A 24,060-nucleotide genomic window follows, 5' to 3' on the forward strand; every position below is an offset into this window, starting at 1 on the left:
GCAAGCGTTTTTACACATGCCGTCTCTGACTTGAACTGACAAAAGAACTATTGTTTTTTGCGGCAATAAAAAATTTTTCGGGAGAAACCCGTTTGGGCAGCACTGAAAACCAACCGCATCCTGTATCCACAAGGAATTCGTCAATCCGTCAAAGAATTTGCCCGTTACATCGATGTTTCCGATACCCACCTCGTGACCGTGGGAGGGGAAACGTATCGAGTGTATCGCTACGAAGGGGCATTGAACGAAATTCCAAATGCGGTGGTATTGTTTTGTTGGAAAACCGATCAACCGATGACGAGCGAGCATTTGCGTTGTTTTTTAAGTACAGACACAAAAACTGAGTGATCAGGCTATTCTTGAATACTATGCGAAACGCTGGTCGATCGAAAGCTACTTTCGGCAAACGAAAGAAACATTAGGGGCTGTCCAGAAAGTCAAAATCCATTGAAAACGGAACATCATAAGCATTGATATATCAAATTTCTAAAACATTAAAGGGCGTCTATAAGCCGGAAAATCGATTATTAGACAGCCCCGACATGAGCGAGCCATTAAACGATATTGGACCATCGTACAATTTACGTATATCTATTGCATGACAGAACATTCAAGTGATTTTTCAACCGGTCTTGCGAGTGTAAGATCGAGAAAAATTCACAATCTCACTGAGTTTATTTATTACGAAGCCCAACGAGGAGTGCCACTAGATTCCATTAAAAACCAGTTACGAGTGGCATAAGGGTAACTTTGTTTGCTTTTTTAAAATGGTAATAAATGTAATGGAATTTACTCATCTACAGTTTAAAAGAAAAAATCTACATAAAGATTATGTAGATTTATTTTTTTGTTCTTCTCTTATTTGCAAAAGTTTAGGTATTTTCTCGCTAAAAATTGTTTCAATGTCATTGATTATATTTTCTTTTGTAATGTCTTCTGTAGAATATTTAAAATTTACAAGATTCCCATAAATTATTTTTAGAAATGATTTTGCATCTTCTTCAGAAAGTTTTTCAATTATAGCTAAAATATCATCTAAATCCAATCTTTCATTAGGGCTCTCCATAATATTACCTCCTTTAATCATTACACTTATATTCTATCGAAAATAACACAATATATAATATGGGAAAATGGTATAATTTGTTATATAAAAATAGAGACTAGGAAATTTAATTACTAATTTCGGGTCTTTTGGGGGGGGGAAGCGGAATTTGACAAGAGGATACTTTGGAGTTTTCAATGCCATTTTCAAAAAAATACATGCCAAATAAACCCACATATGTATATTCGAATTAATAAGCAAAAAATAAAAATGGTTCTGTTCGTCAATATCTACAAATATGTCGTACATTTCGTGTAGACAATAAAGTTCGGCAACAAACGCTTTATAATCTAGGGGGGTTAGAGCATTTATTAGAGAATGGCTCTGTCGATAAATAAATCGAGGGATTAATCAAATTTTCAGAGCGTTACTTTGACCGAATTCACGGGCAAGGCTCTTCCTCTTCTGTCTCCGTGCTTTGGACAAAAGAGTTTGGGCCGGTTTATCTGTTCCGAAAGGTATGGGAAAAGTTAGGGCTTGGTCGGCTATTATGTAAAATCATGGATGATTCCGAGGCTGCTTCTCAGTATGACGAAGCCGTTTTTGCCATGGTGTTAAACCGTCTCATGGATCCCAATAGTAAGTATGATATCTTCAAACAATGGATCGACACGGCGGCTTTTTTTATGAATAAAGCAAGCATATTCCTTCCTAGTCATCAGATGACCTGTTGACTAAAGATAAAAAAAGCGATAAAGTGAAAAGAAAAGGGTTACATCTTAGTTGAAACTGTTTCACAAGGCGGGGGGAGAAAATTGAAAGTTTCATTATTTGTCACATGTTTAGTGGATGTATTTAACGGTTCAGTAGGCAAAGCAACAGTTGAGCTTTTAGAAAGACTTGGATGCGAAGTAGAATTTCCGGAAAGCCAAATTTGCTGCGGACAGCCTGCCTATAACAGCGGATATGTTCAAGCGGCAAAAGAAGCGATGAAAAATATGATTCTCACCTTTGAACATGCCGATTATGTTGTCACACCTTCCGGATCATGTGCCACGATGTTTAAGGAATATCCGCACATTTTTGATGAAGATCCGGTTTGGAAAGAAAAGGCGCAAAAGCTTGCAAATAAGACGTATGAATTAACACAGTTTATTGTAGATGTTTTAAATTTGGAAGATGTGGGCGCAACATTAAAAGGAAAAGCAACCTATCATACATCATGTCATATGACCCGTCTTCTTGGAGTTCAGAAGGCACCATTTAAATTGCTGGCAAACGTGAAGGGGCTTGAATTGGTTCCGCTTCCAAATGCATATGATTGCTGCGGCTTTGGCGGAACGTTTTCCGTCAAAATGGAACAAATATCTGAACAAATGGTTGATGAAAAAGTTCGGAATATTGAGGAAACCGATGCCGACTATTTAATCGGGGCAGACTGCGGCTGCTTAATGAATATCGGGGGGAGAATAAGCAGGAAAAATAAACAAGTGAAGGTCATGCACATTGCTGAGGTGTTAAACAGTATCGAATAATGGAGGGGGGAAAGCAGGATGGCAATGAAAATTTCGGATCAGCCATTTGATCAAAGGGTGCAAAAAAATATTGAAAACGATTTTATGAGAAATGCAGTCCAAGATGCTCAAGAAAGGCTGAGAAAAAGACGTCTGGAAGCTGCTGAAGAGCTTGGCAATTGGGAAGAATGGAGATCGCTCGGTGAACAAATCAGAAAGCATACATTGGAAAATTTGGACTATTATTTACACCAGTTAAGCGAAAATGTTGCAAAAAGGGGCGGACATGTTTTTTTTGCTCAAACAGCGGAGGAAGCGAACGATTACATCCAAAGCGTTATCAAGAAAAAAAAGGCTCGCAAAATTGTCAAATCGAAATCGATGGTGACGGAAGAAATTCATATGAATCAATGTTTGGAGGAAGCGGGCTGTGAAGTTATTGAAACGGATCTAGGCGAATATATATTGCAGATTGATGATCATGATCCGCCTTCGCACATTGTAGCCCCAGCCCTGCATAAAAATAAGGAGCAAATTCGAGATGTGTTTCAGCGAAAACTTGGGTATGAGAAAACAGAAAAGCCTGAGGAGCTTGCACTCCATGCGAGAAAAATGCTTAGGGAGGAATTTTTAACAGCTGATGTCGGCATCACAGGATGCAATTTTGCCATTGCCGAGTCCGGATCGTTTTGTTTAGTGACAAATGAGGGAAATGCCCGCATGGTGACGACCATTCCGAAAACACAAATAACTGTCATGGGGATGGAAAGAATAGTTCCAACATTCGAAGAACTTGATGTGCTTGTCAGTCTTTTGACAAGGAGTGCAGTCGGTCAAAAATTAACGAGCTATATAACGGTTTTAACTGGTCCGAAACAAAAAGAGGACGTTGACGGACCGGAAGAATTCCATTTGGTGATTGTTGATAACGGACGAAGCAAAATTTTAGGAACTGAATTCCAGCCTGTTCTTCAATGCATTCGTTGTGCAGCGTGCATTAACGTCTGTCCTGTATATCGGCATATAGGCGGCCACTCGTACGGATCGATTTACCCAGGTCCGATTGGCGCTGTATTGACGCCGCTTTTTGGCGGTTATGATGATTTTAAAGAATTGCCTTATGCTTCCACACTATGTGCCGCTTGTACGGAAGCATGCCCCGTAAAAATTCCGCTTCATGAACTTCTCCATAAGCATCGGCAAGTAATTGTCGAGCAGGAAGGACGAGCGCCAATAAGCGAGAAGCTGGCGATGAAGGCATTTGGAATAGGAGCATCGAATCAAAAACTGTATCAGTGGGGAACAAAACTGGCGCCAGCAGCCCTCAAACCGTTTTCGAAAGACGGGAAAATTTCCAATGGACCAGGTCCTTTGAAAAATTGGACGTCCATACGTGATTTCCCGGCACCGGAAAAAAACAGCTTTCGCGAATGGTTTCACAATCGTAAAAAAGAAAGTGGTGATCGTTCATGAACGGAACGATTCAAAATCGAGATTCGTTTTTGCAGATGATAGCTCAAAGGTTAGGACGAAATCCCCGGAAGGAAGGGGTGGAACGGCCCAGCTGGTCATTTCACCCTCAAGAAAAAACACTTGCTGGTTATTCTTCCGACGAACTGGTTGATGCATTTATAAAACAATGTAAAAATGTTCATGTCGATGTATACAGAACGACTTCCAAATCATTGAAAAATACGCTGAAAGAGGCGATTGCTTTTTATGGAGGCGGTCCGATTGTGACGTGGGACGATCATCGGTTTGAAGCATTCGGGCTGATGCCTTTTTTATTGGAGGAATTGCCAAACGAAGGAACAGACGTGCATATATGGGATCCTGAGCTTGGAAAAGAAAATATTCAAATTGCGGAAAGTGCAAATATCGGAATTACGTTCAGCGATTATACACTGGCTGAATCCGGAACGGTTGTCTTGTTGAATGGGGGAGGGAAAGGAAGGGCGGTCAGCCTTTTGCCGACAACGTATATTTCCATTATTCCGAAAAGCACGATCCTCCCTAGAATGACACAGGCCGCCAGAAAATTTCATCAAATGGTGGAAAAAGGCGAAACGATTTCTTCCTGCATTAATTTTATTACAGGACCGAGCAATTCAGCGGATATTGAAATGAACTTAGTGGTTGGCGTACATGGGCCAATTAAAACAGCCTATCTCATTATTGAAGATTGCTGAATGGATTGACTAAAAAATTGAACATCTGGCGAAGTCCATCGAGGGGCCTCGCCAGATTTTTTTGGCAAATGTTCGAATTTTCCATACCCCGCTAGGACCTCTGACTTATGACTTGTTTTTAAAGTTAGAAAGTTTAGGAACTGCGACGCCTTTGAAGTTATTTCTCTAACTACTCTAGATTGTTGTTTCAGCATCTCGGACTGTAGAAAAGACCTATTTCTGAAAAGCTATTAGAAGCCGTTCTATTTATGTGATGTGACTGTCTGTGTGCGTCAGCCCCGGTCTTATAAGCCTTTTACTATTTTTTTTAGCATTGTCGCTCGAAGTTCAATGATTGGCTGTGCGATCGTTTTGACAAATCGGCTCGACAGCAAGAATGTAACGACAATTGAAACAATGGCGAATACCGTGATGCTTTCTATTTCTGTAAGCCAGCTTTCAAGTTCGCTGTCTCTGAACGATTGAATGATAAATCCGTGCAATAAATAAACGTAAAAAGTTCTTGTGCCCCATTCAGTGAAAAATTGACGCTTTTTCGGTATTAACGAGAAAAATCCGAACGTCGTAATCAAAGTAAGAAAATAAAATCCGAGCCGCACCAGCCCTGAAAAGATATCCGTTTCGCCAAAAGCTGAATAAGGCATGGAACCGAACAGCCACTCATACTCAAAAGGCAAATAGAAATACGTCACAAATGTAAGCAACAGAGCACTTGCCCCTAAAGATCTTGCAGGCAGCTTCGTCATCATGGCAAAATGTTCTTTCTTTAAATAAAAACCTATTAAAAAAATAGGAAAAAAGACTAGTGTACGTGACAAGCTCAAATAGTTGCTGATGAAATCAAAATATCCAGCTGCAATACCGATAAAGAACGAAAGTCCTAAAGCGACCAATTTATTCAATTTAGAAAACGGGATCAGCATGACGTTCCAGAAAAACAAACTTATTAAAAACCAGAGGGACCAGTGCGGATTCAAAGGATCAATTGAATGGAGCAGATTGTCGCCTTTAATCAAAACATAATAAACTGTATAGATGCCATGAAAAATGAAATATGGCAAAATGAGTTTTTTGGCTATTTTTTTAACGTATCCCTGTTTGTTAAACCCTTTGGCAAAAAAGCCGGAAATTAAAATGAACGCAGGCATATGAAACGTGTAAATAAATTTGTATATGTTCATCATAATGTAATTGTCTTCAATCATCGATCGAATAAAATGGCCGAACACGACAAGAAGAATTAATATAAACTTGGCGTTATCAAAGTAGCTGTTCCTCTCATTCATGTTATCACCTTCAAAAAAAGTTTCGATTTAAAACATAAGACAAATTCAACATTTTGTAAACAGTCGTACGGAAAGGTACATCGAATTGACTAAATTGACAGTGCATGAAGGATTCTAACGTAATTTGTAGAAAATGTAAATATATTGAGAGTGTTAAAATGAGAGGTGGGAAGTTTGAAGCAAAACATTGCAGCCATTGAAGAAGATTTGTTGGCAAAGCGTTTAAAAAAAGCGCAACAAGAAAATGAAAAATTAAAAAAATATTACGAAATTTTCGATCGGTCAATAGATGCTATGGTGCTTTTAGATCATCACGGCAAGTTTTTTCAAGTAAATCAGTCAGCATGCCGCCTTTTTGAAATGGAAAAAGAAGTCATACTAGAGAAGTCGATAGATGATTTTGTAGCAGCTTTGCCAGCAAACGAATTTATAAAAAATTTTTCTGATCATGAAAAACAGCAATATGCGGAACTCATGTTAAAACTGGAAAACGGCCGAATCAAATATGTTGAATACAGCATCATTGAGAACATTTACGGCACATACAATCTTGCTATTTTTCGGGATGTTTCTTCGAAAAAAATTCTTGAACAGGAACGATCGATCAATGAACAGCTGTTTCCGGATTTATTTGACCGTGCTGTTGACGGCATTGTCATTTTTGATTACGAAGGATTTATTATAGATGCCAATCAATCATTTTGTACAAGCTTTTGCATTCCGAGTGATGAACTCAAAAACTATAAATTTTCAGATTTTATCGAAGATGAGAAAATGAAAAAATATTTTTATGAAGTATTGTTTGAAAAAGGAAAAATGAAAGGAGAAATGCCTGTCCGATTAAAAGACGGAACGCGAAAAATTTTTGAATTTACGACCACGTCAAACATTTTACACGGATTTTACATGTCGATATTGCGCGATATTACAGAGAAGAGGCTTATGGAACAGCAAATTTTGAAGAGTGAAGAAAGGTTTAGAGAAATTTTTGAAAATGCTCTTGATGCCATCCTTATTTGGGATCATTTTGGAAATATTATACGCGCGAATCAATGGGCTTGTCGCATATTTGAACTCCCCTTTGATGAACTGTTGAAAAGCAATTTAATGCGATTTATCAATGCAAATGATCCAAAGTTTTTGCAGGTGAAAGATAAATATTTAAAATCCGGTGCCATCCGGGAAGAATTAATGTTTTACATGCCGAACGGACAAAAGAAGCAGCTCGAATTCACATCAAAATACAACCCGAAGGAAAAAACCCATATGACCATATTGCGAAATATCAGTGACCGGAAACGAATGGAAAAAGAATTGCGTGAAAGTGAACAAAAATTTCGGAATGTGTTTAACGGAGCGATGGACGGCATTCTTCTGTTTAATGATGATTGGGTAATTGTTGATGCCAATCCTGCTGCAATACAAATTTTAGGATTAACACAAGACCAAATTGGACGTGATTGCATATTCCGATTTTTTCCCAATCATTTTAAAAGTGATTGGAAAATGGATGGGTTGACGAAAGAATTTGCGATTACGGTGAAAAATAAGCAGGAAAGAATTCTCGAATGTTCATTTAAACGCCACATTATTGAAAATATGAATTTAGTTATATTTCGCGATATCACCGAAAGAAAAGAAATCGAAGAGCGGCTGAGAAAATCGGACACTCTCAATATTGTTGGGGAATTGGCAGCCGGAATAGCCCATGAAATCCGCAATCCAATGACAGCGTTAAAAGGATTTATCCAGCTGCTGCAAGGAAGCATAAAAGAAGATTATTCCATGTATTTCAATGTCATTACTTCTGAGCTGAAGCGAATTGAATCAATCATTGATGAATTTCTTATTTTGGCGAAGCCTCAAGCTGTTCGATTTGAACAAAAAAATATTGTGAAAATCATGAAAGATACGATAGAATTGTTAAATGCACAGGCTATTCTAGTAAATGTGCAAATTCATTTAGACTACGGGGAAGTGCCGGATATATTTTGCGAACCCAATCAATTAAAACAAGTTTTTATTAACATATTAAAAAATGCAATCGAAGTGATGCCAAATGGAGGCAATATTTATGTTTCGATTACAAAAGAAGATGATCACCGGGTTCAAATTTCCATTCAAGATGAAGGGCCAGGCATTCCAAAAAATAAACTGAAGCGGCTTGGGGAGCCGTTTTATACAACGAAAGAGCGGGGAACAGGCCTAGGTCTTATGGTAAGCTACAAAATTATTAAAGAGCACAATGGGAAAATTGATGTCAAAAGCAAAGTAGGGTATGGAACGACATTTTATATTTCGCTCCCTATCAATGGTCAAGAAGGTGTGTAGGATGTGCTTTTTGCATACAATGAACAGCCCTATTGGAACGATCGGGATTATAGAGGAAAAGAATCGAATTGTCTCTTTATTGATGGACGAGCAGGAGCTTACAGAGCTTCTGGCATCTTCAAAAGTTGTGGAACATAAAACGGATCTATTGGAAGAGGCAGCGAAACAGCTTAAGGAATATTTTCAAAGGAAACGAAAAATATTTTCCCTTCCCATTTTTCCAAAAGGCACTTCATTTCAGCAAAAAGTATGGAAAGAGTTGATGAACATTCCATACGGTGAAGCTAGAAGCTATCAATATGTTGCAGATGGGATCGGAAATCCGAAAGCTGTTCGGGCAGTTGGCCAAGCCAATAAAGCGAATCCTATCCCGATCATAATTCCTTGCCATCGGGTGATTGGCAAAAACGGAGCGCTTGTAGGCTATGCAGGCAATCAAACGGATAAAAAAGCTTTTTTGCTGCAATTAGAGCAATGCAAAAATTGGGCATCATAGAACCTTTCAAAATGAAGGGGCTGTCCAGAAAGTCAAATCCATTTTTGAAAACAAAAAATCATAAACATCGATATATCAACGTTTCTAAAACATAAGGGGGCTGTCAATAAGCCAAAAAACGACTTATTAGACAGCCCCTTAAAAAATTTGCTGTTTATATGATGTAAATGCCGTGCCGGTTCTGCATGAGCATTTAAAAAAGCTTGGACGAAATCACTCAACAGCTGTATATGTGTAAAATCTTTCCTCTATAAAAATCATCCCGATTTGTCTTTTTTATTCTTGTTTAAATTGCAATAGTCTCGTTTTTAAGTCTTTCTCGAGCTGCATTAGTTCTTGCTCAGCCTGCTGCCTTTTTAGACGTCCTTCCTGTTGGATCCTGAGCGTTTCTTCGATTGTTGAAATTAGGTCGTCCTGTGTTTTTTTCAACGTTTCAATATCGACGATGCCTCGTTCATTTTCCCTGGCTGTTTCAATTGTGTTTGCTTTCAGCATTTCTGCATTTTTCAAAAGCAGCTCGTTCGTCGTTTTCGTCACTTGCTTTTGGGCCTCCAGTGCTCCTTTTTGCCGATATAAGGTGAGAGCGATCGCAATTTGGTTTTTCCATAAAGGAATAGACGTCAAAATGGAGGATTGGATTTTTTCCGCTAATGTTTGATTCATATTTTGAATCATCCGGATTTGCGGAGCCGTTTGGATTGTAATTTGCCTAGATAGCTTTAAATCATGGATCCGTTTTTCCAACCGATCAGCAAATTGAAGCATGTCGTTTACTTCTTGAACCGCCATTTGATCTCCAGTTGTTTCCGCTTTTTTTTGCAATTCCGGTATTACTTTTGTATGGAGCTCCTCCAATTTTAATTCACCAGCAGCGATGTAAATGTTTAGCGCGTGAAAGTATTCCTTATTATGCTCATATAAACGATCGAGCAATTGAATATCGGACATCAGCGCTTTTTTTGAATTTTCCAGCCGGACTGTAATGCGTTCGATTTGTGCCCCGATTTTTTGGTATTTGGATAAAATTTCATTGATCGAACTAGATATTTTCTTGAAAAGACGAGAGAAGAAGTTTTGTTTTTCCGGTTTTAATTCTTCCGGGTTTACTTGTTCGAGTTTGCTCATCAGCTCTTTTAAAATATCGCCTATAGGCCCGATATCCTTTTTTTGAACATAGTCCAGCATTTCGTGGGAAAAACTGGAGAGTTTTTGCTGAGCGGAAGCCCCAAATTGGACGATCGAATGCCGGTTTTTGTAATCAATTTGAGCTGCCAGCTGTGCAGCCTTTGCTTTATGCTCCTGTGAGAGCATGTCGATAAATTTTTTCGGCTGTTCTTCTTCGCCGACTGCTAAAGGTGATGCGGGCTTATCTTCTTTTTCTCCAAATGGGTCCTTTAATAGATCATCTAATAGATCCAACTCATTCTTTTCTTCCAACGTAATCACCTATCTTTCCATTTCGTTGTTTGTTTTTTCGCAACATTTAATTCAAATTGAAGATGTTCGATATCATTCGATAAAACGGTGATTAAATCTTTCTCCAATGATTCGCAAATTTGATTCAACATCTGCTTCGTTTCTTCCAATGATGATTTAACGTTCTGATCGCGGATCGGCTGGGCGGAAAGAAACGTATACTTTTCTGCAAGCTCCACGCAAGAATCTAAATGATAGAAAAAGAATGATTCGCCTTGATAGAAGCGTTTCGGCTCCTTTTCAACGACATGATATATACGTTTGGAAAGCCTGATTGCTTCGACAAGCTGCTGAATCGTTCCGAGCGATCGGGCTCTAAATAAGGTGCGCTGCAGTCGGGCAATTTTTTGTCTTGCTTCTTTTAAATTTTCCTGTACATATTTGTATTCACTGGCTGTCAATCCGTTTTGCTTCAGCCAATTTCTTTTTTGCAGCCATTTGGTGATATAATAGACGATAATACCGCCTGCAACAGCATACAAAGACGATTGAATGAAAGCTTGGTCAAATCCTAAAAACAAGGCAAACCAAAGAACAGACATCGAACAAACAGCAATAAAACTTCTTATGAAAAACAAGAATATCGATTTCATGATCCTACCCCTGTCAGCATTGTTTAATAAATTTACGAACAAACGGAAAGCAAGGTTTCGCTTTTTACTACAATTTTACTACAATTTAGAGAAAAAGTAGAATGATTTGTGAATCGGAATGGAACGAAACGTTTTTTCAAACGTAATAAAGTACAAAAATAAATAATGGAGGGAAATCCATGATTATTACAACAACCAATTCTTTGCAAGGAAAGGAAATTGAAGAATACTTGGGGATTGTCAGCGGTACAACCATTCTTGGGGCAAACATTGTCCGCGATTTTTTGGCAGGCATTACGGATATTGTCGGCGGCAGGAGCGGCGCATATGAAAGCAAGCTTTCAGAAGGTAGGGAAGTAGCTATTGAAGAAATGACAGCGAAAGCTAAAAATCTGGGAGCCAATGCTGTGATTGGAGTGGATCTTGACTTTGAAACATTACGAGATGGGATGATGATGGTTGTAGCAACTGGAACAGCTGTAAAAATCCGATAAAATTGCGCTGTTTTTTAGGCTTGTCATTGTGATGATAGAAATAAGCGCAGCTTTTCTTAATGAAAGGAAAGAAATTTCCGACAATATTTTAAATAGAAAACAAGCATCTTATCATTGCTCAAATATTGTCCTTCGACCTATAAAACGGCAGCGGTTATTGAGGCAATAAGCTTTGGTCTGTTGTCAGCGAGTAAAAAAGAAGTCGAATTTTTTCTTTTAAAAAGGCTTTTGGATAAGCTTTTTACGACTGTATGAATGTTTTGACAATCCTCCTTACGTAAATATTAAAGAGGATTGTCAAATACTTGTGTAAAAATATTGTCTAAATTTGCGAATCTATTTACAAAAATAGTAGAATCTGTAATAATAACCGAGTGCGTGTCTTTAGACCGCGAGATTTGGAAGGAGGATATGAGAAATGGCAACGGAAGAAGAGCTGCGCAAAGAAAAGCTGTTCATAGAAATCATAATAAAAAGGCAAAAAATGATTGAGATGGCTCAAGTAAACGGGATGAACAGCAAAGAGACGATTGAGCTGAGCCAAGAACTGGACAAGCTTTTAAACAAATACCAGCAAATGGTAAGCAGCGATGAGAAAAATCAATCGATTTTCCACCCTATGAAATGGACATTAACAAATCCTTTTGTTGCAACGGTTGAAAAATAAAGAAAACACATATTTGACAAGCTTAAAAAAGTTCAGTCAGCACAATCATAAATAAAATTCCGAAAATAAAAGAATATGTCGAAGTCAATTCATGACCATCGCCGTGGCTTTCCGGAATCAATTCTTTATAAATGATAAAAAGCATTGCTCCTGCAGCAAAAGCAAGACCGTAAGAAACTAAAGATTCAACAAATGTTGTTAAATAAAACCCTATTAGAGATGTGACAATCTCGATCGCTCCTGTCAACGTTGCAATGAAAAAGGCTTTGATGCGGGAAATGTTCTGATTGATTAAAAAAAGCGCAACTAATAAGCCTTCTGGTGCATTTTGCAGCCCGATTGCAAGAGCAATTAGATGACCTAAATCTTGTTTCTCTGAGGCATAACTTACTCCGACAGATAGACCCTCCGGGAGATTATGTAAGGTGATCGCCGAGATAATGAGCAATGCTTTTTCGTCAAATTGTATTCCTTCTTTCGTATGCTCCAGTTCAATGTGAGGAATATTTTTCTCTAAAATTGTTAATATAAGCACTCCAAGTATTAATCCGATGCACATTTTCATTATATTTCCGTTTGCTAATGCTTCAGGTATCAACCCCCTCATGGAAGCAGCCATCATAATCCCAGCGCTGAATGCTAATAATAAATCTCTTCCTCTATGTTTAATCGTTTTTTGCAAAAAAAGAATCGGGACAGCCCCTAAACCTGTAGACATTGCTGATAAAAAACTCCCAATATATACGTCGTACATAAAATCGTACCCCTTTTCAGAAAAAATAAATTTTGATAATAATGTTTTATAATAGATTTGTTATTTTATCAATAGAAGGAGATTTTATATGAAAGAAGCGCTCTTGTTTATTGTAGAACTGATTAATGATTTTCATGACAATATTATCCATTTAGTAGAAATGGCTGGTTTTCAATTAACAGATAAACAGCTGCATTTTTGGATCATCGGCATTTTCGGCATGGTTATCTTTTTCATTACACATGTGGTATTTAAATATATAGCAAAATTCGGCATTTTATGTATATCGTTTATTTATACAATGACCGTACTAGTTGTCATAGTGTTTGCCATTGAGATTCAACAAAAAATAACGAATAGAGGAAATATGGAATTTGAAGATATTGTGCAAGGACTATGGGGATTTCTCGCTCTGTTCTTCGCTTTTTTGAGCATTTATATCGTTTATAAAGGTGCAGTAAAAATAATGGGAAAAACACGTTCTCAAAAAGGAAGAAAAGGAAAAAGCGGAAGCCGCATGTCAAGATATCATTCATCATAAGAAAATGATTGGCTACGACTCAGCATTTTTTAGCCCAGGTCCTCTAATCGGTTTTTGATTCAAAAATAGATAAAAGAAGGTAGAAACCGTCGCTTTCATCGGTTTCTACCAATCCTGCATCAAATGCATCATCAAGCATTTTTAGATGCGGCTTACATTAGAACAAGAAGGCTATTTTTCGCCTAGTTCAGAATCACATCGAGCTTCAGCTTCTATTTGATAGCGGCAGCTTTATCGTCACGGTTGTGCCGACATTCAATTTGCTTTCAATCTCAATGGTGCCGTCATACATATCGACAATGCGTTTGCATATTGCCAGTCCAAGTCCGGTGCCGCTGTCTTTCATCGTAAAAAATGGGTCAAAAATTTTTTCCATCATTTTTTCAGGAATCCCTTTCCCTGTATCGATCACTTTGATAACTGCAAGATTTGCTTCTTTTTTGACAATCAATTCTAATGATCCGTTCATGTCCATTGCTTCTAAAGCATTTTTCGTTAAATTTAACAAAACTTGTTTAATATGATTTTTTGTACAATAAATCCGAATAGGATTATGCCGATCCATATGAACTTGAAAATTTGTTCGATGGAGATTGATTTCCGATTTAATGATCGGCATGACTTCGTCGATAATTTGATTTAAGTCATAAGGCTTGTGTTTATGAGCAGTTGGTTTCCCGAGAACGAGAAATTCGCTCACAATTTCATTGATTCGGTCGATCTCTTTTTCTATGACGGAAAAATAATGCTGATCTTCTTCTGATTGATATTTTTTCTTTAACAGTTGAATAAACCCGCTAATTCCAGTTAAAGGATTTCGGATTTCATGCGCTGTGCTGGCAGCGAGAGTACCGACCAGTTCAAGCTTTTGCGCTTTAATTTTTTCTTCTTCCAATCTTGCTTTACGTTTCAGCAAATAATATTGGATCAACAAAAAAATAATATTAAAAAAAATGTATACAATGGCGGCATAAGTTAAAACAACTTGAGAGATTTCCAACGGCTTGACCGGAGCGACCGACGCTTTCAGCACCCATGGAAGCTGGGTAATATCAGTTTGAACAGATTTTTCGGAAGCGTCCTTTTCTTTTTCGCCTGCACTGAAAAGAAAGTTGTTCTTCGTGTCGCTCACCACGATATATAAATCTGGGCTCAGTACATTCATAATATTTTGTATATAGTTTATGCTTAATGTGGCGTATAAAACGCCATTTACATCTTTTTGCTGATTTACAATCGGGGTGCAGATCGTGATAAGCTTTTTATCGTGAACTTCTGAAATAGCAGTCTTTTTTGTTGCGAGCGCAGATTGAAAACATTTTTCCGAAGAGATGTCATGATGTAATGGAACGGGTTGAGTGCCGATTTTTATTGTTCCGTCTGCATTTGCGATATAAAGGCCGGTAAAGCGGGGTTCTTGTTGTAGGGTTTCTTTTAGAGCTCTTTGAATTTGGTTTGGATTATTTTCTTGATCTATGAATAACGCCATTGTTTCCATTCTCGTTTTTGTTTCCGAGATTAAGCGGTCAATTTGACTTTGATGAATGTCTAGCATATATACGGCTTCTTTTTCATGTTTCGAAAAGAGAATATTTTTTTGTTTTTCCCATATGATAAACGAAATCAGAAAAGTGGGCAGGATTACGATCAAAATGTAAAGCAAAACCTTATGGCGATGTGTTAAGTCCAGCATTTCTTTAAACTCCTTCTTTTTCATCAACCTTTTTATTATAGCATGATCTTTTGAAAGAAGATCGGGTTAAAAAAAGTTTTTTTATTCTGAAATTTTCTATGCAGTGATTGACAATAATGAGAAGTTTCACTATTATAATTCAAGACATTGAAATACTAAAGGAATGATGAAAGTTGGCTAAGGATAACAGCAGTATTGAAAAATCTCTAAAATTTTTTATCGTTCTTTCACGTGCTTATCGCGCAATGAATGATCAAGTTAACAAGCACATTCAATCATATGGATTAAACTTAACGGAATTTGCCGTTTTAGAGCTTTTGTATCACAAAGGAGATCAGCCACTTCAACAAATCGGCGGAAAAATTCTTTTAGCTAGCGGCAGCATTACGTATGTTATTGATAAATTAGAGCAAAAAGGGCTGTTAGTTCGAAAAGCATGCCCTAAAGACCGCCGTGTCACATATGCGGCAATAACGGAAAAGGGGAGAAAATGGATTGAAGAAATCTTTCCTTCTCATCAAGAGATGATTGATTCGATCGTGAATATTTTGACAGAAGATGAGAAGGAAACAGCGATTAATCTATTAAAAAAAGTAGGGTACCATGCGAAAGAAAAATGAAAGCGGAACCGGCTTAATTCGGCTCCGCTTTTTTATTGTTTGGAAGAATTAGAATTTCCACCCGTCTGTTTTTTTGTCTTCCTTCTGCTGTATCATTGGAAGCGACGGGTTTGTATTCGCCGTATCCTTTCGCACTGAACTTGCTTGGGTCGAGATTTTTGTTTTCTAAAATAATTTTCATCACATTTACGGCTCTCATAACACTTAAATGCCAGTTTGAATCAAAGTTTGAATTATGAATCGGTACATTGTCTGTATGTCCGCTGATAACCACGTTGCGGGCACTGCCCATGGCGAGCATTTTGGCAATGTCAGTAGCCAAAATTTCATCTTTTTTTCTCACTTTGGCGCTGCCCGAATCAAACAATATATCGTCCCGAATCGTGATTAACAAACCCTCTTCGTTTAGTGATGTTTTAATATTGTTTTTCAAGTTGTTTTCTTCAATGTATTGATTAAACCGATTTTGAACTTCCGCTAATTCCTCTTGATCGCTGTTTCCCGATTCATCATTGTCATGAGGCTCATTTTGCACTTTTCCATTTTGTTTGTTTTCTTCGATGTTTTCCATTTCTTGTTGTGGTAGAGGGCTCGGATATTCTAAAACGCTTATGCCTCCGTCAAAATTGGAATTGAAAGCTCTTGCCAAACGTTCAAATTTTTGGGCATCTATCGAACTGAGAGCAAATAGGACGATAAAGAGCGCAAGCAAAAGGGTTAAAATATCAGCATAGGGAATAAGCCAGCTTTCATCTGTATGATGGTCATTGCGGTTTTTTTTTCTACTACGCATCGGACGTAACACTTCCTTCATCAGAAATCTTTGCCCGCTCTTTTTCAGGAAGATAAAATGCCAATTTTTGCTGAATCGTCCGCGGTGCCTGTCCTTCTAAAATTGAAAGAATGCCTTCGATCATCACCTGTCGGACGAGCACCTCCTGCTGGGATTTCCTTTTCAGCTTGTTCGCAAACGGGTGCCATAAAACATATCCTGTAAAAATTCCGAGCAAAGTAGCAACGAACGCGGCGCTGATCGAATGTCCGAGCTCCTCAATATTTTCCAAATTGGCTAGTGCGGCAATCAAACCTAATACAGCTCCTAATACGCCAAGAGTCGGAGCATACGTGCCGGCCTGAGAAAAAATGGCTGCGCCTGCTTCATGCCGCTCTTCCATTGCATTGATTTCTTCTGTCATAACATCTCGGATGAACTCGGCAGACTGACCGTCCACAGCCATGCTTAAACCGGTCTTTAAAAATGGGTCATCTATTTCCTGAAGCTTAGCTTCCAGCGCCAACAATCCTTCTTTCCTTGCGATTTGCGCCCATTCAGAGAAAAGGACAATCAACTCTTGAATCGTATAAGTTTGTGTGTCTTTAAATAAGACGCGGAATAATTTCGGTACTCTTTTAATTTCATTTGTCGGAAAGGCAATAACGACCGCAGCAATCGTTCCGATGATAATAATGACGATAGCTGCCGGATTGATTAAAACGGAAATACTGACACCTTTTAAAACCATGCCGACAATAATTGCCATAATTCCTAAAAAAATGCCGATAATTGATGTTTTGTCCATGTTCATCAAATCCTTCTTCTTTCTATATTCAATTATTATATCGACAAAGAAAGACGAAAATTTTATATTTGATAAAAAAATAAGCGACACATTCATCGAATCGATTTTGGCGATGCTGTTCCCAAATAAAAAAACTGCCCTAATGGACTGTTAGGGCAGCTGTTATGAACGAATAACGATTTCTTCATTTTCCACGTCGGCGATTAAATGATTGTGCACTTCACCGTCTAACAGGATGTCTGCAATTTTGTCTTCAATATGTTCTTGAATGACGCGGCGAAGCGGACGAGCGCCGAACGATGGATGATAGCCGATTTCTACCAATTTTTCTTTTGCTTTTTCTGTTACGTCCAATGAAATGTTTTGTTCTTTCAACGTGTTCCGAACTTCTTCAAGCATCAAATCAACTATTTTCAAATAATCTTCTTTATCAAGCGGTTTAAATTCGATAATGGCATCGAAACGGTTTAAAAATTCAGGCTTAAAGAATGAACCGAGAGATTCAAGGATGCTTGATTCTTTTTCCACCGTGCTGTTAAAACCGACGTGAACTTGTTTTGCACCTGCTCCAGCGTTAGAGGTCATAATAATGACCGTATCTTTGAAGCTGACGGTGCGGCCTTGGCTGTCTGTCAAGCGTCCGTCTTCTAATATTTGCAAGAAAATGTGCTGTACATCTGGATGAGCTTTTTCAATTTCATCCAGCAGGATAATGCAGTAAGGGTTGCGACGAACCTTTTCCGTTAATTGTCCTGCTTCTTCATGTCCGACATAGCCTGGAGGCGAGCCGATTAATTTTGAAACGGAATGTTTTTCCATATATTCACTCATATCCAAGCGAATCATGGCATCTTTTGAACCGAACAGCTCCAAAGCTAATGTTTTCGACAATTCCGTTTTTCCAACGCCAGTCGGGCCGACGAACAGGAAGGATCCGATCGGTCGGTTTTTTGCTTTCAATCCAGCGCGGCTGCGGCGAATGGCTTTTGCCACTTTCCGGACAGCATCCTCTTGGCCGATAATTTTTTTCGCCAAGTTTTCTTCTAAATGTTTCATTTTTGCTTGCTCATCCTCTTGCAGCTTGCCGACTGGTATGCCGGTTTTTTCTTCGATGATTTTTTGAATGTCTTCTACTTGAACGATTGCTTGCTGTTTGTCCTTTCCTTGTTCAAGCTGCTTTTCAAGGGCAGCTTCTTCGTCGCGAAGCTTAGCTGCAAGTTCGTATCGTTCTTCTTTTAGCGCTTTTTCTTTTTCATGGGCAATTTGTTTAAGCCGCTCGTGGATGTCTGCTTCATTAGCCGGCTCGGCTTTTAAGTTTAATCTTGAACCAGCTTCATCCATTAAATCGATGGCTTTGTCAGGCAAAAAGCGGTCTTGAATATATCGATGAGATAGTGTGACGCAAGCTTTAATCGCATCTTCTGAATATTTGACTTGATGGTATTGTTCATATTTTTCTTGAATTCCTTTTAAAATGTTGATCGCTTCTTCAATGGAAGGTTCTTTCACAATAACCGGCTGGAAGCGTCGTTCAAGGGCTGCATCTTTTTCGATTTGCCGGTATTCTTTTAGAGTTGTTGCTCCGACAACTTGAAGCTCACCGCGGGCGAGAGCTGGCTTTAATATGTTGCCGGCATCCATAGAACCTTCCGCAGAACCAGCGCCGACTAAAAGATGAATTTCATCGATAAACAGGATGATGTTTTTCCGGGCTTGCAATTCTTGAATTAGCTGCTTCATCCGCTGTTCAAATTGTCCGCGAATTCCCGTGTTGGCGACAAGTGATGAAACATCCAGCAAATAAACTTCTTTATTTTTTAATTTTTGCGGAACGTCTCCTTGAGAAATTTTTAAGGCTAGTCCTTCCACAATAGCTGTTTTCCCTACGCCTGGTTCTCCGATTAAAACCGGGTTATTTTTGTTGCGTCGATTTAAAATTTCAATCACTCGTCTTACCTCATCATCGCGGCCGATGACAGGATCAATCAACCCAGCTTTTGCAGCATCCGTTAAATTTCGGCCGAATTGATCGAGGAAGCCGTTCTGTTTTCCGCCCCCTGATTTCGGTTGTGCTTGAACAGCTTGGTCAAAGCTCTCAAAAGAGTTTGGCATAAATGATTGAAATAATTCATCGAAACCGCTGAATCCGTAAAAACCACTTGGGATTTTTTGTTTATATTGTTGATAGCATTCTTGACAGAGACGCATTTCTTGTTTGTTGTGATTGATTTGTACATTTAATAAAACATTGGCTTTTCTTGTTTGGCAATTTTCACACAACATATAGCATTCCTCCTTTTTGACTTTGATTAACTTTGACTAAAAGAAGAAACTTCTTTGACTTTCTTTGACCTTTTGGAATCAAAGAGACAATCTCAATCATTCAATAGTTAGATTCACTGTTTGACCTTTTCTGACTTTATTATACTTTGACCTTTTTTGACTTTCAAGTCTTTTTTATAAATTTTTTTCGTCTTTTTTTCCCTTCTTGTCCATATATTGTTGATAAAGTAAGGTGGGTGAAACATGAGCAATAAATGGGTATTGGCACTTCAAATAGCTTCTGTCTATATCGGCACTGTCATCGGTGCAGGGTTTGCAACGGGAAAAGAGATCGTTGAGTTTTTTTCAAAATACGGCGCTGGAGGAATTGTTGGAATTATTTGTTCTGCCGTTTTATTTGTTTGGCTGGGAACGAAAATGATGTTGATCGGAAGACGCATTAATGCATCTTCGTATTTGCAGTTGAACCAATTTTTGTTTGGGACGTTGTCAGCTTATGTAGTCAACGGCTTGATGTTTATGATGCTGATTGGCATCACATCGGTCATGCTGTCGGGGGCGGGGGCGATTTTTGAAGAGCAACTGTCGCTTTCAAAGCAATTTGGAATTTTTTTTACGATTGTGCTTTCCATTGCTGTGATTTCGTTTGGAGTCAAAGGGCTGTCTTCCGTCAATCTATTGGTTGTTCCGCTTTTTATTTTGTTTAGCCTGATCATCTCCATTGAAGCCATCATTAGGGGTGATTTTATCGATTTATCGTTGGATGGAGTGTTTCAACCAGTCAAATCAAGCTTTTTATATGTTTCTTTTAATCTCTCTCTTGCTCAGGCTGTACTTGTTCCGCTCGCAAACGCAATAAAGGATGAAAGCGCCATTAAATTGGGCGGAGTTGTAGGCGGTCTCGGATTAAGCTTCATTTTATTTTCCAGCTATTTCTCTCTTCTGCATTTGCCGGACGCCGGGCTTTTTGAAATCCCAATGGCTGAAATTGTCAAGCAGCTGTTTTCAGGCTTTTATTACATATACATCCTTGTTATTTTTGGAGAAATATTTTCATCGTTGATCGGCAATCTGTATGGTTTGGAACGGCAATTATCATCGGAAAAGCCTTTGGCAAAAATCGCTGGTGTCATTTTCATCCTATTATTATGTTATTTAGTCAGCCTGATAGGATACGGAAAGCTCATTTCCACGCTTTATCCGCTGTTCGGGTATATGAGCATTGCCTTTTTCATATTATTAATGTTCAAAAAAATTCCAGACGATAACAAATCATGATAAAATAGTAGGGAAATGAAGGAGGAGTTTATTTGGATAAAATCGCGGTCATTTCTGATATACATGGGAATATTCTAGCGTTGTCGTCTGTATTGAAAGATATAAGCTTGCGAAATGTAGATCGAATTTTTTGTTTAGGAGATCTTGTCGGAAAAGGACCTGAATCAAAAGAAGCGATCGATATCGTCCGCAGCTCCTGCGATTTTGTTTTAAAAGGAAACTGGGACGAGCTGATTACAAGGGAAGATGTAAACGATGTCGTTCGCTGGCATCAAAATCAGTTGTCGCAAGAAGACATAGAATATTTGCGTAGCCTCCCGTTTTCCATTGATTTTTATATGAGCGGCCGCCGGCTGCGGCTTTTTCATGCATCCCCTTTCAGCGTCTGGATAAGAGTACAGCCTTGGGATTCGATTGAAAAAAGATTGTCCATGTTTGAAAACAGCGTTGAAACCGGTTTGGGAACGAAGGAGCCGGATGTTGTCGGATACGGTGATGTTCATAATGCCTTTATACAGCATTTATCCGGTAAAACGCTTTTTAATGCAGGCAGTGTCGGTAATCCGCTGGACCTGCCCGAAGCATCCTACTGCATTTTGGAAGGCACGTTCAACTCGGAGAAAAGGGCTCCTTTTTCGATTCAGCACATACGTGTTCCATATGATATTGACCTTGCCATTCAATTAGCTAGAAAAAAAGAAATGCCGGAACTAAAAGAGTATATTCAGGAATTAACGACCTCACGCTACAGAGGCTTGGAAAAGGCATGATGCGGAGGTAAAAGTAAAATTATTGTAGGTAAAAATTAGCGCCTTCATTTAATGAGAACTCTGATTGCTCATTAAATGAAAGGGAAAGTGTGGCAGTAATATAAGAAAGTGCGGCTGCTCCTGGTAGAATGATCATGGACTACATTTAGAGGATAAAAAATTGCCCACAAACGCTCGGCTCAATTCTGTTTTTTGAAAAAGGAGATTTTTTTACCAAGAGGGTACCCTGAAAAAAGTGATTTCGCTATCAAAAAATAGCGATTAAAAAAGTTGCCCACAAAGTCTTGAGTGACTCCAGTCGGAGCATGCCGTTTGCATAAACAATTCTGTATGATATAATAAGATACAACTTGAATAAAAATCCGTTTCGAAAAAACGGGAGAGGTTCTAGCACACCCTCTATAAAAAACTAAGGAAAACTATATCCTTGGGATATAGTTTTTTCAATGTTTGCGAAAGGTTTAGAAGTTGAATAGATTTATGATGATTTCGAAAGGCTTCTGAACAGCTTGCTTCCGCCACTGTAGCAGAAAAAGAAGCATCAGTTTCTGTTTAAGCTAGGCAGTGTGAATGGCTTTCTTTTTTCAGAAAGGAGCGTTTTCAAATGGATAATAAGAAAGCGGTCGTTGTGTTTAGCGGAGGACAAGACAGTACAACTTGTTTGTTTTGGGCGAAGAAACAATTTGATGAGGTGACCGCTGTCACGTTTCATTATAATCAGCGGCATGCACAGGAAATTGAAGCAGCGAAAAACATTGCGAACGAAGCCGGCATACCTCATTATGTGCTGGACATGTCCTTATTAAATCAAATGGCGCCGAATGCATTAACGCGTTCAAATATGGAAATTGAACAAAAGGAAGGAGAGCTTCCCAACACTTTTGTTCCGGGGAGGAATTTAGTTTTTTTGACATTTGCCGCCATTTTGGCGAAACAACTGGGAGCGAAACATATTGTGACAGGTGTATGTGAAACGGATTTCAGCGGCTATCCTGACTGCCGGGACGTGTTCGTAAAATCCTGCAATGTAACGATTAATTTAGCGATGGAAGAGGATTTTGTGATTCACACGCCGCTTATGTGGATCAATAAAGCGGAAACGTGGAAGTTTGCCGATGAGTTAGGGGTGTTCGATATCATTCGCGAAAAAACGTTGACGTGCTATAACGGCATTATTGGCGACGGATGCGGCGAATGCCCTGCTTGCTTATTGAGAAAAAGGGGATTGGAACAATATTTGGCTGAAAAAGGAGCTAATACGTGATGCTTCATCAATTTTATCCGCAAGTTTTTCATAATTATAGTTATGAGCTGAATAAAGATATGCAAATATCTGCTGCACACTACATCCCGCATGAAAAAGCGGGGAAATGCGCCCGTGTACATGGCCACACGTATTTCGTCAATCTCACTATTTGCGGTGATCAGCTTGATGATTCAGGATTCCTTGTGAATTTTCAGCATTTAAAAAAATGGGTTCATGATCGATTTGACCATACGCTACTCAATGACCATACGGATGTATTCAATGGTCAAAACAGCGAAGACTTTCCAACGACAGAAGTGGTTGCGCGGAAAATTTGGGAAATTGTCCAGGATCATTTAAATGTACTCCCGAATAAACCGAAATGCTTGCAGGTGTTTGTCAGAGAAACGCCGACAAGCTATGTTGTGTACCGTCCGAAAAGGGAGATGAAATAATGAAAAAAATACCGGTCATCGAGATTTTTGGACCGACCATTCAAGGGGAAGGAATGGTGATCGGACAAAAAACAATGTTTGTCCGAACGGCCGGTTGCGACTATTCATGCAGCTGGTGTGATTCAGCTTTTACGTGGAACGGTTCAGCAAAAGATGAAATTAAACAAATGACAGCAGCGGAAATTTTGGACGATCTTATTGAGCTTGGCGGCGATCGCTTCAATCACGTCACCATTTCGGGCGGAAATCCGGCATTGATTAGAGGATTGGATGAATTGATTATCCTTTTAAGGGAGCAAGGATTTCGCACTGCACTGGAGACACAGGGAAGCCGTTATCAAGATTGGTTTTTACTAATCGATGATTTAACTCTTTCTCCCAAGCCTCCTAGTTCAGGGATGAAAACGAACTTTACTGTGCTTGATGACATTATGAAGCGGCTGATCGATGGCGGACGGAAAGACAATGTTAGTCTAAAAGTTGTTGTTTTTAATGAGGAAGATTTTGATTACGCGAAAAACGTCCACCTTCGCTATCCAAATATTTCATTTTATTTGCAGCCTGGAAATGATCAAGTAAACGAACAAAATGATCACCTCCTGAGAAATCAACTTTTAGAAAAATTAGAATGGCTGATCGAATTGACTGTTCAATCAAAAGAAATGAACGATGCTCGAGTTTTGCCGCAGCTTCATGCACTTGTTTGGGGAAACAAGCGCGGAGTGTAAATGAATAGGAAAGGATGAAAA

At 38.8% G+C, this 24,060-nt stretch carries 22 protein-coding genes, 3 pseudogenes and 1 riboswitch; of the genes and pseudogenes, 16 read left to right on the forward strand and 9 right to left on the reverse strand.

All coding sequences use genetic code 11. The features are described from left to right. Window positions 1–90: 90 nt before the first annotated feature. A pseudogene (locus NSR00_RS17995) lies at window positions 91–742 on the forward strand (hypothetical protein); the annotation flags it as partial. Window positions 743–829: 87 nt separating this feature from the next. On the opposite strand, the gene NSR00_RS01980 reads toward NSR00_RS17995, so the two are convergent. Next, on the reverse strand, window positions 830–1,066 hold the full coding sequence (locus NSR00_RS01980) for a hypothetical protein (RefSeq protein ID WP_340786650.1): 237 nt from the start codon (window positions 1,064–1,066) through the stop codon (window positions 830–832). 216 nt (window positions 1,067–1,282) lie between these two features. On the opposite strand from NSR00_RS01980, the pseudogene NSR00_RS18000 reads away from it, so the two are divergent. The 4 genes and pseudogenes from NSR00_RS18000 to NSR00_RS01995 all read left to right on the forward strand — a co-directional run. Next, window positions 1,283–1,719, forward strand: a pseudogene (locus NSR00_RS18000) (IS1634 family transposase); the annotation flags it as partial. Window positions 1,720–1,860: 141 nt separating this feature from the next. Further along, complete coding sequence (locus NSR00_RS01985; RefSeq protein ID WP_340786652.1) at window positions 1,861–2,580, forward strand: (Fe-S)-binding protein; 720 nt, start codon at window positions 1,861–1,863, stop codon at window positions 2,578–2,580. A gap of 18 nt (window positions 2,581–2,598) precedes the next feature. After that, entirely contained in the window at window positions 2,599–4,032 is a 1,434-nt protein-coding gene (locus NSR00_RS01990) for a LutB/LldF family L-lactate oxidation iron-sulfur protein (RefSeq protein ID WP_340786654.1), read from the forward strand. Beyond that, window positions 4,029–4,748, forward strand: a complete 720-nt coding sequence (locus NSR00_RS01995) for a LutC/YkgG family protein (RefSeq protein WP_340786655.1) — start codon at window positions 4,029–4,031, stop codon at window positions 4,746–4,748. Before NSR00_RS01990 ends, NSR00_RS01995 begins: the two co-directional genes overlap by 4 nt. Before the next feature lie 284 nt (window positions 4,749–5,032). Here the strand turns inward: NSR00_RS01995 and NSR00_RS02000 are convergent, their stop codons facing one another. Beyond that, entirely contained in the window at window positions 5,033–6,034 is a 1,002-nt protein-coding gene (locus tag NSR00_RS02000; RefSeq protein WP_066247926.1) for an acyltransferase family protein, read from the reverse strand. Window positions 6,035–6,208: 174 nt separating this feature from the next. Here NSR00_RS02000 and NSR00_RS02005 point away from each other — a divergent pair, with 174 nt between their 5' ends. Then, window positions 6,209–8,365, forward strand: a complete 2,157-nt coding sequence (locus tag NSR00_RS02005; protein ID WP_340786657.1) for a PAS domain S-box protein — start codon at window positions 6,209–6,211, stop codon at window positions 8,363–8,365. A gap of 1 nt (window position 8,366) precedes the next feature. Further along, entirely contained in the window at window positions 8,367–8,861 is a 495-nt protein-coding gene (locus tag NSR00_RS02010; protein WP_340786659.1) for a methylated-DNA--[protein]-cysteine S-methyltransferase, read from the forward strand. A gap of 276 nt (window positions 8,862–9,137) precedes the next feature. Here the strand turns inward: NSR00_RS02010 and NSR00_RS02015 are convergent, their stop codons facing one another. Together NSR00_RS02015 and NSR00_RS02020 are read right to left on the reverse strand one after the other, a co-directional pair. Next, window positions 9,138–10,298 (reverse strand): toxic anion resistance protein, encoded by a 1,161-nt coding sequence (locus NSR00_RS02015; RefSeq protein WP_340786662.1) that lies wholly within the window; start codon window positions 10,296–10,298, stop codon window positions 9,138–9,140. Between the two features lie 5 nt (window positions 10,299–10,303). Then, window positions 10,304–10,930 carry a 5-bromo-4-chloroindolyl phosphate hydrolysis family protein gene (locus NSR00_RS02020; RefSeq protein WP_063389368.1) on the reverse strand — a complete coding sequence of 209 codons (627 nt, stop codon included), beginning with the start codon at window positions 10,928–10,930 and terminating at the stop codon, window positions 10,304–10,306. Between the two features lie 179 nt (window positions 10,931–11,109). Between NSR00_RS02020 and NSR00_RS02025 the strand changes: the two genes are divergently transcribed. Then, window positions 11,110–11,424: a YbjQ family protein gene (locus NSR00_RS02025; protein ID WP_094245531.1), complete on the forward strand. Its 315-nt coding sequence runs from the start codon at window positions 11,110–11,112 to the stop codon at window positions 11,422–11,424. A 418-nt stretch (window positions 11,425–11,842) separates the two neighbouring features. Beyond that, window positions 11,843–12,091: an aspartyl-phosphate phosphatase Spo0E family protein gene (locus NSR00_RS02030; RefSeq protein WP_063389366.1), complete on the forward strand. Its 249-nt coding sequence runs from the start codon at window positions 11,843–11,845 to the stop codon at window positions 12,089–12,091. A 22-nt stretch (window positions 12,092–12,113) separates the two neighbouring features. Here the strand turns inward: NSR00_RS02030 and NSR00_RS02035 are convergent, their stop codons facing one another. After that, window positions 12,114–12,845, reverse strand: a complete 732-nt coding sequence (locus tag NSR00_RS02035; protein WP_063389365.1) for a ZIP family metal transporter — start codon at window positions 12,843–12,845, stop codon at window positions 12,114–12,116. A gap of 88 nt (window positions 12,846–12,933) precedes the next feature. Here NSR00_RS02035 and NSR00_RS02040 point away from each other — a divergent pair, with 88 nt between their 5' ends. Further along, window positions 12,934–13,386, forward strand: a complete 453-nt coding sequence (locus tag NSR00_RS02040) for a hypothetical protein (protein ID WP_094245532.1) — start codon at window positions 12,934–12,936, stop codon at window positions 13,384–13,386. A gap of 205 nt (window positions 13,387–13,591) precedes the next feature. On the opposite strand, the gene NSR00_RS02045 is transcribed toward NSR00_RS02040, so the two are convergent. Then, window positions 13,592–15,079, reverse strand: coding sequence for an ATP-binding protein (locus tag NSR00_RS02045; protein ID WP_340786663.1), 1,488 nt, complete (start codon window positions 15,077–15,079; stop codon window positions 13,592–13,594). A gap of 173 nt (window positions 15,080–15,252) precedes the next feature. On the opposite strand from NSR00_RS02045, the gene NSR00_RS02050 reads away from it, so the two are divergent. After that, a complete protein-coding gene (locus NSR00_RS02050) occupies window positions 15,253–15,699 on the forward strand; it encodes a MarR family winged helix-turn-helix transcriptional regulator (protein ID WP_340786665.1) in 447 nt (148 codons plus the stop codon). A 13-nt stretch (window positions 15,700–15,712) separates the two neighbouring features. On the opposite strand, the gene motB is transcribed toward NSR00_RS02050, so the two are convergent. The 3 genes from motB to NSR00_RS02065 form a co-directional block, all read right to left on the reverse strand. After that, entirely contained in the window at window positions 15,713–16,492 is a 780-nt protein-coding gene (gene motB, locus NSR00_RS02055) for a flagellar motor protein MotB (RefSeq protein WP_063389361.1), read from the reverse strand. Continuing rightward, on the reverse strand, window positions 16,485–17,279 hold the full coding sequence (motA, locus tag NSR00_RS02060) for a flagellar motor stator protein MotA (RefSeq protein WP_340786667.1): 795 nt from the start codon (window positions 17,277–17,279) through the stop codon (window positions 16,485–16,487). The genes motB and motA overlap by 8 nt, the downstream gene beginning before the upstream one ends. 162 nt (window positions 17,280–17,441) lie before the next feature. After that, on the reverse strand, window positions 17,442–19,562 hold the full coding sequence (locus NSR00_RS02065; RefSeq protein WP_340786669.1) for an ATP-dependent Clp protease ATP-binding subunit: 2,121 nt from the start codon (window positions 19,560–19,562) through the stop codon (window positions 17,442–17,444). A gap of 243 nt (window positions 19,563–19,805) precedes the next feature. Between NSR00_RS02065 and NSR00_RS02070 the strand changes: the two genes are divergently transcribed. The 5 genes and pseudogenes from NSR00_RS02070 (at window position 19,806) to queE (ending at window position 24,039) form a co-directional block, all read left to right on the forward strand. Further along, on the forward strand, window positions 19,806–20,840 hold the full coding sequence (locus NSR00_RS02070; RefSeq protein ID WP_327848614.1) for a YkvI family membrane protein: 1,035 nt from the start codon (window positions 19,806–19,808) through the stop codon (window positions 20,838–20,840). Between the two features lie 32 nt (window positions 20,841–20,872). Then, window positions 20,873–21,610 carry a metallophosphoesterase family protein gene (locus NSR00_RS02075; protein ID WP_340786672.1) on the forward strand — a complete coding sequence of 246 codons (738 nt, stop codon included), beginning with the start codon at window positions 20,873–20,875 and terminating at the stop codon, window positions 21,608–21,610. Between the two features lie 375 nt (window positions 21,611–21,985). Further along, a riboswitch (PreQ1 riboswitch) is annotated at window positions 21,986–22,029 on the forward strand. A 146-nt stretch (window positions 22,030–22,175) separates the two neighbouring features. After that, a pseudogene (queC, locus tag NSR00_RS02080) lies at window positions 22,176–22,874 on the forward strand (7-cyano-7-deazaguanine synthase QueC); the annotation flags it as partial. Continuing rightward, window positions 22,874–23,311, forward strand: a complete 438-nt coding sequence (queD, locus tag NSR00_RS02085) for a 6-carboxytetrahydropterin synthase QueD (protein WP_066247944.1) — start codon at window positions 22,874–22,876, stop codon at window positions 23,309–23,311. The pseudogene queC and the gene queD, both read left to right, overlap by 1 nt. Further along, the gene (queE, locus tag NSR00_RS02090) at window positions 23,311–24,039 is read left to right on the forward strand and encodes a 7-carboxy-7-deazaguanine synthase QueE (RefSeq protein WP_066247946.1); all 729 of its coding nucleotides are present in this window, start codon (window positions 23,311–23,313) and stop codon (window positions 24,037–24,039) included. The genes queD and queE overlap by 1 nt, the downstream gene beginning before the upstream one ends. The last annotated feature ends 21 nt before the right edge of the window (window positions 24,040–24,060 follow it).

Origin of the sequence: Aeribacillus sp. FSL K6-8394 (genome assembly GCF_038008865.1) — a bacterium.
GTDB lineage: Bacteria > Bacillota > Bacilli > Bacillales > Aeribacillaceae > Aeribacillus > Aeribacillus composti.

Coding starts and splice junctions, on each gene's coding strand:
- NSR00_RS01980 (WP_340786650.1), bottom strand. CDS start 1,066: ATGGAGAGCCCTAATGAAAGATTGGATTTAGATGATATTTTAGCTATA.
- NSR00_RS01990 (WP_340786654.1), top strand. CDS start 2,599: ATGGCAATGAAAATTTCGGATCAGCCATTTGATCAAAGGGTGCAAAAA.
- NSR00_RS01995 (WP_340786655.1), top strand. CDS start 4,029: ATGAACGGAACGATTCAAAATCGAGATTCGTTTTTGCAGATGATAGCT.
- NSR00_RS02000 (WP_066247926.1), bottom strand. CDS start 6,034: ATGAATGAGAGGAACAGCTACTTTGATAACGCCAAGTTTATATTAATT.
- NSR00_RS02010 (WP_340786659.1), top strand. CDS start 8,367: ATGTGCTTTTTGCATACAATGAACAGCCCTATTGGAACGATCGGGATT.
- NSR00_RS02020 (WP_063389368.1), bottom strand. CDS start 10,930: ATGAAATCGATATTCTTGTTTTTCATAAGAAGTTTTATTGCTGTTTGT.
- NSR00_RS02025 (WP_094245531.1), top strand. CDS start 11,110: ATGATTATTACAACAACCAATTCTTTGCAAGGAAAGGAAATTGAAGAA.
- NSR00_RS02030 (WP_063389366.1), top strand. CDS start 11,843: ATGGCAACGGAAGAAGAGCTGCGCAAAGAAAAGCTGTTCATAGAAATC.
- NSR00_RS02035 (WP_063389365.1), bottom strand. CDS start 12,845: ATGTACGACGTATATATTGGGAGTTTTTTATCAGCAATGTCTACAGGT.
- NSR00_RS02040 (WP_094245532.1), top strand. CDS start 12,934: ATGAAAGAAGCGCTCTTGTTTATTGTAGAACTGATTAATGATTTTCAT.
- NSR00_RS02045 (WP_340786663.1), bottom strand. CDS start 15,079: ATGCTGGACTTAACACATCGCCATAAGGTTTTGCTTTACATTTTGATC.
- motB (WP_063389361.1), bottom strand. CDS start 16,492: ATGCGTAGTAGAAAAAAAAACCGCAATGACCATCATACAGATGAAAGC.
- motA (WP_340786667.1), bottom strand. CDS start 17,279: ATGGACAAAACATCAATTATCGGCATTTTTTTAGGAATTATGGCAATT.
- NSR00_RS02065 (WP_340786669.1), bottom strand. CDS start 19,562: ATGTTGTGTGAAAATTGCCAAACAAGAAAAGCCAATGTTTTATTAAAT.
- NSR00_RS02070 (WP_327848614.1), top strand. CDS start 19,806: ATGAGCAATAAATGGGTATTGGCACTTCAAATAGCTTCTGTCTATATC.
- queD (WP_066247944.1), top strand. CDS start 22,874: ATGCTTCATCAATTTTATCCGCAAGTTTTTCATAATTATAGTTATGAG.
- queE (WP_066247946.1), top strand. CDS start 23,311: ATGAAAAAAATACCGGTCATCGAGATTTTTGGACCGACCATTCAAGGG.